The 17293-nt window shown below is 40.1% G+C and carries 13 protein-coding genes; 7 read left to right on the top strand and 6 right to left on the bottom strand.

Annotation, left to right across the window (positions count from 1 at the left end):
• Window positions 1-10: 10 nt before the first annotated feature.
• The 4 genes from CWC29_RS20405 to CWC29_RS20390 all read right to left on the bottom strand — a co-directional run bounded on the left by CWC29_RS20405 (window position 11) and on the right by CWC29_RS20390 (window position 4169).
• On the bottom strand, window positions 11-859 hold the full coding sequence (locus CWC29_RS20405; RefSeq protein WP_138524001.1) for a lipase secretion chaperone: 849 nt from the start codon (window positions 857-859) through the stop codon (window positions 11-13).
• Complete coding sequence (locus CWC29_RS20400; RefSeq protein ID WP_138523999.1) at window positions 856-1773, bottom strand: esterase/lipase family protein; 918 nt, start codon at window positions 1771-1773, stop codon at window positions 856-858. Before CWC29_RS20400 ends, CWC29_RS20405 begins: the two co-directional genes overlap by 4 nt.
• A 242-nt stretch (window positions 1774-2015) precedes the next feature.
• Window positions 2016-2978, bottom strand: a complete 963-nt coding sequence (locus CWC29_RS20395) for an LNS2 domain-containing protein (RefSeq protein WP_138523997.1) — start codon at window positions 2976-2978, stop codon at window positions 2016-2018.
• Between the two features lie 159 nt (window positions 2979-3137).
• On the bottom strand, window positions 3138-4169 hold the full coding sequence (locus CWC29_RS20390; RefSeq protein WP_138523995.1) for an NAD(P)H-dependent flavin oxidoreductase: 1032 nt from the start codon (window positions 4167-4169) through the stop codon (window positions 3138-3140).
• Window positions 4170-4561: 392 nt separating this feature from the next.
• Between CWC29_RS20390 and CWC29_RS20380 the strand changes: the two genes are divergently transcribed.
• The 6 genes from CWC29_RS20380 to CWC29_RS20355 all read left to right on the top strand — a co-directional run bounded on the left by CWC29_RS20380 (window position 4562) and on the right by CWC29_RS20355 (window position 12620).
• Window positions 4562-6091, top strand: a complete 1530-nt coding sequence (locus tag CWC29_RS20380; protein WP_138523993.1) for a tyrosine-type recombinase/integrase — start codon at window positions 4562-4564, stop codon at window positions 6089-6091.
• Window positions 6091-7941 (top strand): hypothetical protein, encoded by a 1851-nt coding sequence (locus CWC29_RS20375; protein ID WP_138523992.1) that lies wholly within the window; start codon window positions 6091-6093, stop codon window positions 7939-7941. Before CWC29_RS20380 ends, CWC29_RS20375 begins: the two co-directional genes overlap by 1 nt.
• Window positions 7938-9929 (top strand): hypothetical protein, encoded by a 1992-nt coding sequence (locus tag CWC29_RS20370; protein ID WP_138523991.1) that lies wholly within the window; start codon window positions 7938-7940, stop codon window positions 9927-9929. Before CWC29_RS20375 ends, CWC29_RS20370 begins: the two co-directional genes overlap by 4 nt.
• Before the next feature lie 2 nt (window positions 9930-9931).
• On the top strand, window positions 9932-10396 hold the full coding sequence (locus CWC29_RS20365; protein ID WP_138523989.1) for a hypothetical protein: 465 nt from the start codon (window positions 9932-9934) through the stop codon (window positions 10394-10396).
• A 262-nt stretch (window positions 10397-10658) separates the two neighbouring features.
• Window positions 10659-11450, top strand: coding sequence for an RNaseH domain-containing protein (locus tag CWC29_RS20360; protein ID WP_328820817.1), 792 nt, complete (start codon window positions 10659-10661; stop codon window positions 11448-11450).
• Window positions 11451-11537: 87 nt separating this feature from the next.
• Complete coding sequence (locus CWC29_RS20355; RefSeq protein ID WP_138523985.1) at window positions 11538-12620, top strand: competence protein CoiA family protein; 1083 nt, start codon at window positions 11538-11540, stop codon at window positions 12618-12620.
• Window positions 12621-12782: 162 nt separating this feature from the next.
• On the opposite strand, the gene CWC29_RS20350 is transcribed toward CWC29_RS20355, so the two are convergent.
• Window positions 12783-14522, bottom strand: coding sequence for a two-component system response regulator (locus tag CWC29_RS20350; protein ID WP_138523983.1), 1740 nt, complete (start codon window positions 14520-14522; stop codon window positions 12783-12785).
• A 255-nt stretch (window positions 14523-14777) separates the two neighbouring features.
• Between CWC29_RS20350 and CWC29_RS20345 the strand changes: the two genes are divergently transcribed.
• Window positions 14778-15695 (top strand): GGDEF domain-containing protein, encoded by a 918-nt coding sequence (locus tag CWC29_RS20345; protein ID WP_138523981.1) that lies wholly within the window; start codon window positions 14778-14780, stop codon window positions 15693-15695.
• On the opposite strand, the gene CWC29_RS20340 is transcribed toward CWC29_RS20345, so the two are convergent.
• Window positions 15692-17209 (bottom strand): PAS domain-containing hybrid sensor histidine kinase/response regulator, encoded by a 1518-nt coding sequence (locus tag CWC29_RS20340; protein ID WP_138523979.1) that lies wholly within the window; start codon window positions 17207-17209, stop codon window positions 15692-15694. The genes CWC29_RS20345 and CWC29_RS20340 overlap by 4 nt on opposite strands.
• Window positions 17210-17293: the final 84 nt, after the last annotated feature.

Raw genomic sequence — 17293 nt, 5'->3', positions numbered from 1 at the left:
CTAAAAATTATCACTTAACCAATACAGCGACTCGCTTTTGCTCGTTCTCCGTAAAGGTTTGTTTGAGTAGTGACTCGACTTTTTCTTTTGCGATTTGGCTATCACCAAGCTCGGCTAAAATATTTTGTTTTTGCAGCATAAAGCTTTGTAGTTTTTGCTGCCAATGATTTTGTTGCTTCTGGACTTCAAGAATACGAGTTGCCGCTTCATCACCAAATTCGGCACTTAGTTCATTATAGTGTTTTTGCTGCCAGTTTGCGTTTAGGGTGTGTAACTGAGCTGAGGTGTGAAATAACACTTGTTCACGCTTTGGAAGCCCACTGACATGCGTCTCAATTAATTGCTGCTTTTGCGACTCAGATATAGATGCGTCTGACAAAATTTGCCAGCGAATCAAAGCTTGCATATCCCACGCATTATCACCTTCAAACCAAACAGCGATCACTTCATCTGTAAAAAATTGCCGCTGCAGTGCGTGTAGCAGCTCAACACGTTCTTGTAAGTTAAGATGCGTATCCACATCAATTAAGGCCTGCTTAAATTGCACGTAGAGATCTGCAACTTCGTGAAGGCATTGTGGTAATAATTCCAGATAAGCTTGCCACTGCTCGGCTTGGTTATTGTTTTGTAGATCAAAAAGCCAATCGTCGATTTGATGCTTATGCTGTTTATTAATAGTCTCACAACGTACGCTTGCAGATGCACTCCTTGTGGGTTGTGGGACCTTATGCGCATCACTTTGCTGCTCTGATACCACCGCGAACCGGGGAAGATGACGCGGCATCTCTTGCTGTTCACTCTCGATATAAACCAGCGACAGCATAGTCAAAATGATTAGCAAAAGGCCCCACTTTTTCATAGCGCCAGACCTTTTAAGCGGCGAATATGCTGGCGATAAACGGTTAATGGATCTGTTTCGAACAAGTGATGAATCCCAATAGTATGGTTTACCTGATCTAAATGGTTCATTTTGAATTGGTTGTTGATCACCTGACCTAAATTACTAGAACAAGCTGAGACTAGGCCGTCGTTGGCCTCATCAAAAACTTGAGAGAACAGTGCGAGTGCATTATCAGCAGGGTCAAATACGTTGGTCCATGCTTTGCTGCCACTCCATGAAAAATAATGCACACCATTGCTTGCTAGACTTTGGGTTTCGCCACAATAACTGCTTGGTATACCCTCTGGGTATTTTTGGTTAAATGCTAATGTGCCAGCCGTGGTCAAAGCACTTAGCGCTTCGAGTGCGTCTTTTGGTGCGGTTGCTTTACCAGATAACAAATCAATCAATCCCGCAAGGCCGTTAGCAAGCGATGCTAAAAACTGCTCCGAAAATGAACCACTGTCTACTCCACCGCGAACAACATCAGCAAAACGGCTCCCCCAGTTTACGCCACCAATACTAGTCGCTGAGGCCACCCACTCAGGTTTAACTGAGGCGACATAGCGAATAGTTTGCGCGCCTTGGCTGTGACCAATTAAATTAACTTTGTCTTTACCCGTTAATGCTCGAACCAACGCAACTTGCTCTAGTAGTTGCTCACCACGCAATTCTGAATTATGGGCTGATGATACTTCTGCAACATAAACCAGCCCACCTTCATCATGGATCACTTGTGGTACGCGATAAAAATAATCTACTCCGAGCAGATTATCAAAACCAAATAGACCGTGAACTAATACCACGGGATACTCTAATTCCTCACCGCTGTGGGCGGGAGAGGTAACGATCGATAGCAACCCAAGCAGGGCGCTGAGAATTAACCTTTTCATGTACTTGCTCCAATTATTACAATTTAGTAACAAACAAACTTTAGATTACAATGGTCAGAGGTCAAGCCAGAATAATGTAAAAAATGAAATTTTAATGAATATTACGTAAACAAACGTAAATAATGGGAGTGTAAGTTAGTACCTAGGCCCAGAGGTTAGTACACACAGAATGCCCCAAAAGAAGCCAAAATACGGCTCCTTTTGCGAACTCCTAAAAAATTAGAATCAATCGAAGGTAAGGTCTACAAGCAGTCAGCGTGAGGGTAAGTTGTGAGTTCACCTAAATGCACTTGATAACTATTGCCGGTAATAGCTGTGGTACCGTAATGCCCGGCATCAGAACCAATAGTAAACGCCTCAGAAGCTGGGATCCCTGCTTTGATAAAGGCTTCAGCATCTGTTTTGGCATTGCCATAAGCACGAACGACTTCAATACCCTGCGCTTTTAAGCGATTAATTTCCGCAGTTTTATATTCTGCCGTTTTAAACAGGCTGGTTTCATTGCTAAGTGATGTGCGTAAAAAGCCTTGTGGTAAACCCATCCAACTCAACCAACCGCGCGTCCCTTTAGCATACCAATACACTCTGGCTGTTAAGAATACGGGTTGATAGCCCAAATCAAGATAGTGACGAACTAAATCATAAGCGCCATCTTTGGGGTCGGCATGATCTATTCCTGTATAGTCGCCAATTTGCTCGGCATCAGATTCGGTTAGCGTGCCGTCGATATCAAACAGGACCGCTTGAGTACCTGGCTCAACGACTGTGACATAACCTTGTGCACCAGTGCCATCAGCTGGCACGCCTGCGTATACACGATACTGACCTGCCGGCAGTTCAGGCAAGGTGATAAACGCCTTACCATCGCCATTGGTTGTTTGCTCACCAAGATACTGCCAATTTGTGTCCGACTCAGAACGGTAGTAAAACTCCACCGACTCGAATTCCAAGTCTTTATGGGTGATGCTACCGTAGTCAAATTTAGCAGTGATCTGAGTGACAGCTCCAGCAGCGGTTACTTGATCATGCACCATATGGTAACTTGGTAGCCAAGATAAGTATTTGTTAAACGAGCTAGAAAAGCTACGCTTGACCATATTTGGTGCTGCATACTGGGTTTCTAATGCGGTAATACTTGGGCAAGTAGGGGTTGCCAGCGAAGAAAAAGAAGCGAATAACGCTGCTGTTAAAATAGAATGTCTCATGCACGACTCCGTGTTTATTATTTTCAATAGCGAATACGTCACCTAAACATAAAAATACGCATGTTCAGGCAACAAGGGACAAGGCGCAACGAACTGGCCTTGTCATAAAACGCTAGAGCATAAACTCAGAATGTGTCAAATTTGTTAATCAAAGAGTTATTATTTAACATTCCATAAATTATCTACCATTTTTTGAGTGCTTACCTCCATACAGCCTTGGCGATTAACCCCAGACCATAGGGGGCTAAAATCGCCGCTTCCTCGCTTTTCAGCTACGGCGCGTAATGGTGTCAAAGCGGCTGATGCATATGGGAAAGTAGGTACATCTTCATTAATGAAATTCAGCTCTATCATTAACCGATTTTCAATCCCACGTGCAGGGCGACCAGAAAACACATTGGTTACGGCGGACGGCTCAGCCAGTGATTTGAGTGCCTCTCGATGTACCTGAGAAGTGTTAGCTTCATCACATAGTAAGAAACAAGTGCCTATTTGCGTTCCACATGCACCCAGTTCATGCATCATAGTGACATCATGATGAGAAGCAATACCACCTGCAGCCACTACAGGTACGGATAACGCATCAGCGAGGATCGTTACCAATTGACGAGTATGCAGCTGAGACTCAAGTTTTGTCTCGGTGAAGGTTGCTCTATGCCCACCCGCTTCAATCCCTTGTGCTATCACGATGTCAGCACCATTTTCAGCTAACCATATCCCCTCTTCCAAGGTCGTTGCTGAAGATAAAATAGTCGTCCCCCACGATTTTACCAACTCGACCAATTCGGCATCAGGAAGACCAAAATGAAAACTGATCACGGGAGGTTTATAAGGGGCAATGGCCTCGGCCATTTCCCTATCAAATGGGCGTCTTAAGACTCCCATATCATCGCTAGGTGTTAACTCCAGCTCATCGTAATATGGAGCCAGCTTTTTCTTCCAATTACCTTGTTGATAAGGGTCAAGTTCCGGCATTTTATGGCAAAAAAAGTTAAGGTTATATGAGCCTGAAGCATGTACTTTGAAATGTTCAATTTCTGCAACAACCTGCTCTTTACTTAACATACCGCAAGGGATTGAACCGAGTATTCCGGCATTTGTTGCTGCGGCCGCTAAGCGCCAATTTTGCACGCCTGCCATCGGCGCTTGGATCATAGGTATAGAAATATTAAGTAATTCGGTGAGCTGCATCACAAGGTCCTTGTTTTAGGCAAAACGACATAAAGCCGAAGGTGTTTTCCAGTGTGAGGAATAAGCGCTTAACGGTCAATGATTGTGCGTTTAATAAAGCAAACTTTCTCTTGCCAAAACAACCATGTTTGAAATAGTGTTTTTATAACAATACAAGGACGCCATGATGAATATTTCTCTAAGAGCCATTGATAAACACAACTACGAAGCCATTTGCGATTTAGATGTCAGCCCTGGACAGCAAGATTTGGTAGCCTGCAACATGTTTTCCATCGTGGAATCAAAATTTAATCACCCACACACTTTTTTTACCACTTTCTTACAATACACTTTTGACAAAGTGAGAATGCTCTTTATTGTATCTACAAGCTTAATTAATTTAATATCACTAAATGGCAATCACATTCGAGATCAGAACAACAGAAATAAAACCATTTACGTATAGAACCCCTCTAATAACACCTGATGAAAATGGTGAGCTTTCAATTAAATACTCCCGACAACAGCAAAAGCATATTAAAAAAGTTGTTTTGTTGAATTTGGTTGGAAGAAACGCCAAAGGCGATATCGTCTCTTACGAACCACTAAAACAAGTTAATCGCTTTTTATTAGCACACCATCTGGATGATAATAGACAGGAATCTGAACAATACAGTAAAGGCTTAGTTCACTACTTTTCATTCTTAATAGAGTTACAAAGATTATGGGACTCTGAATACGACCAAGAGCTTTACAACGAACAGATTGACTTGCCTAGACCGAGCTGGGATACATTCCCGATTAGAAAAAGCGATAAAGCTACATACCAGTACCGAGAAGCTCTAATAAAGGCTGTACTTGAGCCAATTAGACCTAATCAGGCAATAGCCCGAACTACAGCAACTGCATACATGAGTGCAGTGGTGAAGTTTTATTCTTTCCATATCAGAAATGGTTACAAATTTAACAACCCTCCTTTTGAACACGAGGTTGTTTCAATACAATTTCAAGGGGATAGTGCAAGCATCGGCGCCTACCTAACTAAAGATGTACACACAACAGATTTACGACTGAATTTAGGAAAGTCTAGACGCAACGAGGGCGGCTCGCTATCTTCAAGCCGCAGAAATCTGAACCCCTTAACAAATAAAGAATGGCAGGTCGTAGAAGACATTCTCACTAATACACGTAGAGTAATCAAAAACGTGGCGGGTGAAACGACTACATCCAGCTTATCTATTGAATACTGTTTGTTCTTTCTTGTTGCACGATATACAGGACTAAGAAAAGAAGAAGTGGCAAGCCTTCACAAAGGCCAAGTAGTAAAACCTGACGAACGCAAAAAAGCAATGAGGTTTGGTGTAGGCAGTCAATACGGCTCATTAACTAAAACTTCTGGAGCAGGTAATAAACCTAGGCAAACAATTATCCCGAAACGCATCATGCAGCTTTTGTACGAATACACAAGAAGCGGTAGATATAAAAAGCGCATCTCTAAATTCAAAGAGCATTGTAAAATTAAGCGTCAAAAAGGCGAGTTAGGATATTTTTACGGGGATGATGGAGTCGATGAGTCAAAAGAGTATTTATTTATTAGCCAGACCGGAGTGCCATTTTTTACCAAATTATCCGAAGCAAATGCTAGATGGAATGAAATAAGAACCACGGCTAATGTATCGTCTGGACTTGACCTAACAGGAACTATACATAACCTTCGAGCTACATTTGCTGTTTCACTTTTTAGACTCCTTTTGAGGAATGTGACTCCTGACAAAGCACTCGCTTTAGTTTCTGAGTGCCTCGGGCACGGAGAAGAATCAGTAACTTTAATGTACCTTAAGATCGCTCAAGACGAACCATCAGGTGATGAAATTTATGAAGACATCCTAGAGTTCATAGGTGTATTTGAAGAGACAGATACAAGCGTTACGGAGAATCAATAATGCCAAAAGGAATTACGAATAAGAGAAAGTCTCTACTACCGGAACGGAACCTAATAAAAGCCAAAGCCGAGGTTAAAACCTTACAAGTCGCCGATATGGTTATATCAGCAAACGGCAGCAAACTTCGCTTTGAAAGATTTGCTTTTAAGTCCTGCCCCTCACTTTTTCATGGCCCAAGAAAAATTGATACTAGTAAGTTTACAGATATGAGAAGAAGTAGCTTTGTTCGTCAAATTTACTCATTACTAAGCGAAAATATCACCTCTACCACAGCCTCAAGATATGAAACACTAATAAAATACGTCAGATGGGTGGATGACAACGACAAACTCAACCCAATTAATGGAGATATGTTTCACTGGGACCTAATAGATGGATTCATGACTTGGTGTGGACATCAAAACAGTAAAGGCTTACTTTCTCGGCCTGTTTGGGGGAGATTCAGAACCAACATATCATGGATTTTAAAGCAATTAAATAGAAATCAGGATGCAAAAAAGCTTCCTAAAGTAACAAATGTCTTAAGCTACACAACATCCCATAAAAGCCTTGATATAGAACAAGAATTAAAGCCAATCACTAAAAGATTGTTTAACGCATACTTTAAGCTGCTAGAACATTACAAATCCGGCACTACTCCAGATAGACATCCACTTTACGATAAAGAGCTACTTGAACAGATAGCTAAGGCTAATGGGTTAACAGGCAGTAGCAAGGCCAGTCACTTTAACGCCTTTTCTAAAGCAGTAAACACCAACATTGGACACTCAAATAACGCCATTATAAAGGTTGCCATGATGCTGTGTTATTTGTTTACGGGGATAAACACCACTCCTTTAGCCCGAATGCGAATTTCAGATGTAAATTTCAAAGAGATACAAGGCGGGAAGTACATTTTAGATTCCATTAAAGGTAGAGCCAACCACCAAGAACAAGATAACGCGCTCGGTTTTAGTAAACACGCAAAGAACTTTATGGAAAGCTGGATACATGTTGCCAAAAGTATGTCAAACGGAGATAGCGACAGCCTTCTCTTCCCTTACTATACTAAAAACGGCGAGATAAAGTCTTATTCTGAAATAGGACGTTCACCACATCAAAGTATCAACACTTTATTGGTGAGGCTAGGGTTTCCGAAAATAACTCCTTCAATATTAAGAAAAACCAAAATGGATGCTCTGTTTCAGGTGTCCGAGTCAGTTTATCTAGTGTCGATGTCAGCAAATAACAGCATTAAGGCTATTTCCTCACAGTATTTACATGGTACGCCAGGTGAACACCAGAGCAGATTAAATGCTGCGATGGATGCTAAGTTCTCTAATGCTAAAGGAATTGATATCAACACCGCCGTTGAAGAGGCTAAATACAGACATTCAAACATTCTAGACCATTATGAATATGAATCACTCCGACAGGGAGCTAACAGAACTAATGAGGCTAGGACTCCTTTAGGGATACGTTGTAATGATAATAAACAAGGAGCATTAAAAACCATCAATAGAGTGCTTGAGTGTATTGATGTTGACTTAGATTCAAATGAAGAAGCTTGTACTAGCTTTCTAGATTGCTTTAAATGTGAACATCATTCACTAGTATCAGACGTAACAGATATATGGTTGATGATGTCATTCGAAGAGACGTTACAAGAACTTGAAATAACACCCGCAATCAACTCAATGCCACCAGTGAAAATAAACGCTCTTTTGAACACTATTGAAGCTATTCTGAGAGAATTTAGAGAAAAATCTCCAGATAATTATAGGCAAGCATCTGAGCTTCAAAAGCAATCCTCGCACCCGTTATATTCTAGCTCATACAGCTTAAACGACCTACATGAGGTGTTTTCATGATCGGGGCAGTAAAAGTTAATTTGATTTCCGTACCAGAGTACAATGAAAAAATACCAGTTAGCACATACAGCGATGGTAGCGTTGAAAGTTACATTTTCGACCTAAGATGGAGTTTTAGTGGCTCTATCCGAACAGGTGTCGGCAAGTCAATATCAGTTGCATTTACAAGAATTGACATCAGATATCGTAAATATATTCAGTCAACGCTGGCTTACGTCATTGATAAATATAAGCAGATAAACAAAACACACCCTACTATCGGTCAGATTGAGCACTGGAAGAGCGGGCTCAACTTCATCGCACAAAGTCTAGAAGATTGTAATTGGGGATTACTCTCAGACGATAAAAACTTTAATCAATTCATCAAGTCGTATAGGGAAATCGTCATCAAAAGAGAGCTTTCCCAATCGTCAGTTAACAGAGTGGTAACCACTATAAACCTCCTTAATAAGTGCAAATTCTGCTGTCGTGATGTAACGATAGATAATTTAAGTGTCAAAAGTGCAAGAATAGTAAAGCAACATATTGCAATTCCAGCGAACATTTATCAACGAATACTAAGTGATGCAATATCAACTATTGAGACACTCCATCCTTATCGTCATGAAATTTCAAGACTCATGAATCAAGTTCAGAGCATATATGATGAGGAAAGGAATCGAGCAGACGGCTCTTCTTCTAGAGGTAAGATAAACGACAGGACTGCCTCTAGGGTTCAGAAAATACATCACGGTATACCTAACTTTACACTTACTCGTGACGGAACAAATATTACACGCATTTTAACTCCGTGTGCAATTGTTCTATTAGCATTTAGCGGTGTTAGAGTTGGCGAACTAACCAGCTTCACTAAAGATAGTTACGAAGAGAGAAAAGGGGAAAACGGCAGCATCATAAGCTTTTTAAAAGGTGAGACCACCAAAACAGTCAACGGCATACCTAAAAAAGAAGTGTGGCAAACCCACCCTATTTCTAAAGACGCACTTGAATTAGCCTATGATTGCACAGAATATCTTCGCACAATATTTATTGATGAGGTTAATAAAAAACACTTTAAAAACGAGACTAACTCAGATGAATACAAAAGAGCGCAGCGAGCGCTAGAGTCTGCTTTTTTGCCCGTAACAATAGAAGGAGTAAACAAAACAAACTACAAATCAGTGGTTGCTGGCTCAAAAAGCCTTAAGTCGCATACCCAACGCTTAAACATTATGGCAACGAAAGAAGACGTTGAATCATTCAATACTTTAAACCCTTCAAGGCAAGGTGAGCTTTTAGAAGCCAAGTCATTGCCTAAAATTAGTGCTCATGACTTTAGACGAACATTCGCAGTATTCTTTAAGCGCTATGGATTTGGCACAACAGCAACTATCAAATTTCAATACAAGCATAAAAATATAAATATGTCTGATTATTATGGTAAAAATGCCCAGCTTCAGCACATGGAAGATATATTGCTAGATACTGATTTAATCCAGCTACTGCATGAAGAAGGGGTTAACTTAGGGATAGATATATTTAATGAAATATACAACGAGTCCGAAACTCTAAGTGGTTCAGGAGGAGAGAGAATAGCCAGAGATAAATTCGAAAAACTACGAACTGGGGAGCGAATTTACATGACAAAGAATGAAATTGCATCCCTAGTTCGCAACGGCACTCTTTCTGTCGTTCAGCTTCCAACAGGCGGATACTGCATGAACTCTAAATGTAGCAGAGTTTGCGGCATAGGGGAGTTTTCCGCCGAAATCAAACCCTGTGAACATCAGGTAATCACTGATAAAGAAGCAAACAGAATTCAGCAACAGAACATGCGACTAATAAAGACATTTCGTGATTTAAACACTGGCGATCCTATGATGAATAGCATACTTATTGGAATCAAGCAAAAGATAAAAAGGAACGAATCTTTGATTATTAAGCACAGAATCAAGCTCTCGACCTTTGAAGATAATGTCAAAGGTACAGTAGTAACTACTAGAGGTTAGGTATGAAAAAAACACAAACAACCTTAGCAAGATTGAGGGCAGCTTTAGAGCGCTTAATTGCAGGTAAGCCAGAAAAGGTTTCACGTTCGGGGAAGTTAACTCTAAATAGAATAAATAATGAAGCTGGACTTGGGCATAGCTACATATACAAATTTGAAGATTTTGTTGAGCAAGAAGCAAAACCAGCCATTGAAGCATTTAACACAAATTATGATCCCGTTAAAGCAAAACTACATTTAAACAATAATGAACTCTCTGATATAGACAAGCTTAAACTTAAAATAAAGAAAGAGACTGCACTTAAGAAGCAATACCGCCAAGAGCGTGATAACATGCTCACCATAAACAAAGAACTTGAAGCGCAAAATTGTTCATTGATGTTCCGACTATATGAACTACAAGAGCGAGAGAAGTTACGCAATGTTGTTAACTTCCAAGTAGCGACTACCGACAAAATATTAAAGTGAAAGAATATCCTTTTTTGCATTGATTGATGAGATTAGCTGAATTAGTGTGATTGCCAAGGTATACTGGCGGTATAAATACCAAGCGATTTTGACGCTAGTACACAAAAGAGGCTTAAACAGGCCTCTTTCATTGTGAGAGAGTAAGAAAGATATACATACTTAATATTAAAGAACTTTCTCAAGTTCTACATAGCTTGCGAATAATATCTACAACAATGTAATGTATTTGTTTGAAATCTACATCTTTAATGAGTGATGCTTAATTGGTGTTTTTACTCAAAAGAGTAAAAGTAGGCGAAACTCTCGCTCGTCAGCAGAGTTTCACATTGGGCTAACAGCCTGCCTTGCAGGTGAACACGAAACTTATATGTATAGTTATGATAAAAAGTGGGCTCCTTATCATGAATCTGTCGTCAGGCAGTGGTCCAAGCCACTTAGATACAAAACTCCTGAAGAGGTAGAACTATTTATTACTTCTGGGATCAGGGCTTGGCGAGATGAACACCCTGAAGATGCATTTGTGATTCTGCTAGATGGAATAACAACACGTCGATTTTGGTCCGGATTGCAAGACACTAAACTAGGAACAAGCAAATTGCCTGTGAATCCGGATGATCCTGATATAGCAATTGTGCGTTATAGAACCCAAAATGACATTATCCCTCGCCCAGCAGGAAAGCTTGAGTGTGATAACTCAAGCTCTGAACTACTAGTCAATCCTGGTATGAGGTTTGGTATTTTCCACGCAGAAAAGAGCGGTTCAGAACGAGTCTACTATTGTACACAGCCTTCAACGACCGCAAGCAAGGATTTTGCTAGAAATATAACTCGATTTGCTAGTAAACCGGTGCAGCTGAAAGATGATCGACATGCGCAAACACTCACTGAATTAGTGATACTAGCCAATAATATTTGTCCTGATAATGAATTAGCTTTGAGTGCCAGCAAGCTATGCTTTCAAAGCTTGTCTTGGTTGGGGGATCAAAAAACAATACAGCCATCGCCGATACATCTTGCGTCTGGGGCTATTGAAGATTACGTTGAGGTCTATTAGTAGTGTATCAAAAATGAGGTAACAAGGTGGCAAAACTCCGTAAACTGTATCAAAATTGAGGTAACGGTTTAGAATGGAGAGCGTGTCTTGCTGGAATACTGCTTACTTGATAGTGGCAAACTGCAACACATCAGTGAAAGTAAACTTGGACACTTTGCAAAGTGTCCTTTTTGCTTGCAATTAGTGGTTGGGAAAAAAGGCAAAATAAAGAGGCACCACTTTGCTCATATCAAGCATTCCTGTGCACAATCAAACTTGGAATTAAATTCGGCCGGATTAGCCTTTTTCAACGATGTATCACTTCCTTCATTAAATGACCCGGATTTAAAGTTTTTTATATCGTGTATTAGTACAAAAAAATCATTCAATATTGAATCAGATATTAGGCTCAGGTCTGCCAAGGAACGCTTTCACTGGCAAAAAGGGCTAAACATAGCAATTGAAAAAGGACTAGTTGAGATTAAGGAGGAACCTGCTCTATACGCTAAGACGGCAATATTATTGGCAATCGAAGGCAGACTTACCCTGAAAGATTTTTTTGTTTGCCAAGAGGAATCAATTACCCAAAAATTACATGATATCAAAAAAACATCGCAACCAAGCTGGGAAGCGCTATTTCGACATCATGTGTACCGATTGACGACAAGCTCATTGTACTTTTTAAAACTAAAACTAGCCAGTGGCACATGCATCTACAAAATTGGGATTACAGCCAGAGATATAGAGACAAGACTAAAAGAGATAGAAAAAGAGCTCTCAATGCTGCGTGTATCTGTACAAAGCGTAACTGTTGAATTTCTTTTACCAGGCCGTGGTGGGATTGAACAATACTTCAAGCATAAGTATAGAGCATATAAGCATCCAATCGGCTCTTTAACCGAGTATTTTCATTTCCCGAGCACTAGCTTAGTTTGTAGCGTTTTATCAGAACTATCTCGGCTTGAAAGGTTTGGAACAAACAGACGAATTGCTGGGACTTTGAATCAACGTAAGCAAAGAAAAGTAGCTAAACGAAGGGCTGAATCCAAAGAGGACTTTTTAAATAAACATAAAAATATAGTTGAGGCTTTATCAATAGGGCTTCCAATCAGGCAAGTTGCTCGCGAGATGAAAAGATCAGTTAACACGGTTAGAAAGGTCAAACAACTTACCGATAATACTCCACATTGACTAAGAGTAGATTCAATACTGTTCGACTACCTATACACAACAATAGGTTCTTTTTGCGTTGCAATCTAGTCGACAGAACCATGTAATTTTTCTGATCTGATTAAAGGTATTTTAAATGAAACGATAAGTGTAATTAACAGTATAGCGATAGGGGTTAACTGCTCAAGTGGAATACCCAACCATTTTCTTTTCAAACATTTCTCGATTAAGTGACTTTACTGTATTAACGATGACACTTTCAGATACGGCACTAGAAAAGTAATACCCTTGTATCTTAGCGACTTTTACAGATTTACACTCGAGATACTGCTGGTGATTCTCAACCCCCTCAGCAACAACCTCGACGCATAATGTATTTAGCATCCGGACCAAACCCCGAAAAATTGCAGCCCCCTTACCACTTTCTGTAACTTGAGAAGTGATTGATTTGTCTATTTTTACGATATCTATTGGAAAATGAAGTAAATGAGAAATAGAAGAGTACCCAGTTCCAAAGTCATCTAACGCAATATTGCACCCCAACTGATGTATTTCAGTGAGTGTCTTAATGATCTGAGGCTCGTTTTCTAACAGTGCCGTTTCAGTGATCTCAAAGGTAAGTGCGTTAGCCCATAAGTTTTCCTGTTCTAGTGTAGCTGAAATAAATTTAACAAGCGCTTTGTCTCTGAGTTGAACTGGCGAAAGGTTAATTGAAAGCCCTACGTCTACGCCGAGTCCTGCTTTAAATCTTGCAAACTGTGCCATAGCTTGTGAGATTATCCATCGACCTAGTGGGTTAATTAACTTGGATTCTTCCGCAATAGGGATAAATTCGTTTGGATCACACGAAGTTTCACCAGATGGCCATCTGATCAATGCTTCTAGCATAACAACCCGTAAACTTTCAGTATCAACAACAGGCTGAAAGGCCAATTGAAATGCATTTGAACTGAGTGCAACAGTAAGCTCGTGCTCTATCTTAAACTTGCGCTGGAATGTTGTTTCCATATCTGATTGAAATATACACACTGCACTATCTGACATGGCTTTCGCTCTAAAAAGTGCAATATCAGCAAAGCGTATTAATGACTCTGCTGTTTTGCCATGAGCGGGGAAAAGAGAGACTCCAACATTGACATCGCAAGTCTGTGCTTTTTCGTCAATAAAGTAAGCTTCTTTAAGCTTTCTCAGTATTCTCTCTATTTCCAGTTTAAGCTGAAGGGGACTTTTTTGTGACACGATGAGGCAGGCAAATTCGTCTCCACCAGAGCGGCTTACAACATCTTCTTGTGCCATTTCCGTTTGTAGACGCGCACTGAATAATTGCAATAGCTTATCGCCAGTGTCGTGCCCAAGTAGATCATTAATACTCTTAAAGTTTGCAATATCGAAAAAGGCAATACCCGCACACTTGTACCGCCCTGGTCCTGCCGTTACAACTCTGTGACAAGCATCTTCAAAATAGTGGCGGTTAAACATGCCAGTCAATTTGTCCCGCTCCGCCATGGATTTAATCTTTATGTAATTGTGATACAGCTCTGTTTCAAGCTCTTTGCGTCGTTCAGCTTGGACAATAGCGCGCTTGAGCTGACCCGCAGTCACTTCATTTTTGCACAGAAACTCCTGCACTCCTAAATCCAGACATTGAAGTAACAAATCTTCATTGTGGTGGTTACTTATCATTATGATGGTTAAATTACATACAGCCTGTACTTTCTTTATTTCCAATAACAGCTCTGTTCCATTTTTAACTGGCAAGTAATAGTCTAACAACAATAAGTCAAACTGGGTTTCGTTAAGAGCGTCTACAGCTTCGTCTACAGTCTCGACTTCTACTAGCTGATATTGCAGATTGCTTTTTTTTAATGACCGACTCACTGCCATACGATCTACTTTATCATCGTCAACTAGCAAAATTTTCATTGAATATCCTTAGCGCAGCATAGACTATATTTATTCTGGAGTGATGTTTTGTTTTTCACTAATAACCAAAGCTAGGATGGTCATCGGAACAGCCTACTTTTCAATATTTTTATGTGAACTACTATTTATTTATAGTCTGCATTAGTCCGTTAGGTGAAATAGTTTTGTGTGAAACTCGCAATTCAATACTTTCTTACTAAGCTCTGTGCGTGAATTAAGTTTGGCTTATATTCGTCCCAGCCAAGGAAAGATAGAATGAAAGAATTCCCATCAGATATACCCTTATTAAAAGGTTGCACCATTGTCATCATCGGCAGCAACCACCAATCGTTTCACTTATTGGAAGCCGAAATATATCAGCTAGGGCGAGTGCACCGTTTCACAAATCATTTGTGGGCAGTTAACTTTATGAAAAAGCACCATCCAGACGTCATTATCGTGCGTAACACATCTTGTGAAATTACATTATATCGATTATTACAAAAGCACCTCTGTCCGCTTGTTACACCAACAGTTCTTATCACTCCTAAAGTTGAAAAGGTAAAGGGGGCGCTTGGTTGGCACGCAGGATTGGTTGATGTGGTAAGTGATGTTGTATCTAGCAAAATATTAAAGCAGAAGGTTGTCAATTTATTACATCACAAGCTACCACCAGAATTGATTGCACCTTGTTCATACTTAGATGACATGACGGGGGCTTTTAATCGGGCAGTATTCGACAAAGACATTGATAGAGCCATACTTTACCATCGCAGTAGTAACAAGCCGATTAGTGTTATGCTATTAAACTTTGATTATTTTTGTCAGTTTAATGCCGCGTACGGATATAAAAAGGGAGATGATACGATACGTATCTGCATTCAGAGTATGCAAATGCAAATTAGGCGGCCTTATGACGCACTATACCGTTATGACACAAATACATTTGCACTGGTGGCACCAAACACCAACAAAGCAAATGGCCGAGTTTTGGCAAACAAACTTCTACAGTCTCTGTTTTCATCCCAAATAGAGCATAAAAATTCACCCGAACACTATGTGACGGCTAGCATTGGAGGGGTGACACTGGACACCGCAATAGCTGTATCCTCAGCTGATGAATTGCTCATGTCAGCGGACAATGCATTACTGAGTGCTAAAATCGCGGGGAAAAACAGAGTCGCATGGCTTTAGCGCTGTAGAAGTAATAATAACTGCTCTTTAGTAAATGGTTTAGTAAGGAAACCATCACAGCCTAACACTAGACATTTTCGCTTCGTTGTCTCATAGGCATCAGCAGAGAGCATAAAAACCTTAGGTCGATAAGGTAAACTAAGTTGCTTTAACTGCTTTAGTACCTCTAAACCATCCATTCGTGGCATATTGATATCCAATAAAATAATATCATAGGAATTTTGCTTAATAAGCTTTAATGCCTCTAATCCATCTTTTGCTTTGTGCAAACTTGTACAACAGGGCTCCAGCATCTTTTCACCCACAATCAAGTTGATGGCATTGTCATCAACTAGCAAAACTCGACCAAGCTCAACATTTGAAATGCTTGTACGCTCTTTTGAGAAAATCTCTTCTGTAGGCTTTGCAACCCGAGCCGGTATTCTCACAGCCACCTCTGTTCCCTGACCGACAGTGGACCTAATGGAAAACTCTAAATTGAGGAGTTCACATAGGTGTGAAACAACATCTAGACCTAACCCCGTGCTGTTTAAATCATGAGAACGGTTTTTTGTTTCTTGCTCAAAAGGCTGCAAAACATTATTTACGTCTTCAATCCCTACACCGGTGTCTTGGATTAAGATTAAACAAAAAGCGTCAGATTGAACTGTTGATATTGTTACACAACCTTCATTAGTATATTTGATAGCATTGCTTACGATATTGCTTAGTACTTGAAGTAATCTCACTCTATCCGTGTCAACAACCATATTTAGGCAGTCTTTAGTGTTCACAGATAAAGTCAGGTTTTTAGCTTTCGCTGTTTTGGCAAACAGAAAATGAAGATGGCTTAGTACACTTGAAAGTGATACAACTTCTATACTTAGCGCTAATTTACCGGCATCAATTTTAGCTAATGTTAATATGTCATTGAGAATGCGCTGAAGCTGCTCGCCACAATTTAATATTGTATTCAAATCCTCTTTTATATTCTCATTGGTCGTATCCGCCAAAAGAGACTCCGTAACACCTAACATTCCGAATAAAGGAGTTCGAATCTCATGAGACATTCGAGCGAAAAAGTTATCTCTGGCTGATAACGCATCAATGGCTTTTTGCTCGTTTAACTTTAACTCTGTCACGTCAGTATGAGCACCAATCATTCTTGTCGGTTTGCCATTATCATCACGAATAATAAGTCCACGGCAGCGGATCCAAACAGTATGACCTAACGCGTGGCGATATCTAACGATTTGATCATAAGGGTAACTTGGGTCTTTTAGGTGCTTATCATAATTATCAAGAGCTGACTTAAGATCATCTTGGTTAATGATATCTTGCCACTCTGAAGAACAATGTTGTTTAGTTGATGGGTCGTAGCCGAGTGTAGTCCAGAACTTCGGACTCATCCACTCCTCTTCGGGCTGCTCTAAATTCCAGTACCAGAGGCCATCCAAAGACGACTCTTGAATGAAATTAAAAATATGCCTGTTTGTCATTACTTTATGATAAAGCTCGTTTTCCAATCGATTCATTGTTTTTAGCTTTGTGTTCTTCGGTCACTACAAATATTAGTCAAGAGAAGACCATGTAGCTAAATTCATTGTCAACTTTTTAAG

The organism is Pseudoalteromonas galatheae, assembly GCF_005886105.2.
GTDB lineage: Bacteria > Pseudomonadota > Gammaproteobacteria > Enterobacterales > Alteromonadaceae > Pseudoalteromonas > Pseudoalteromonas galatheae.
Note: the sequence above shows the minus strand (reverse complement) of the source record. Positions and strands in the feature narration are given on the sequence as shown.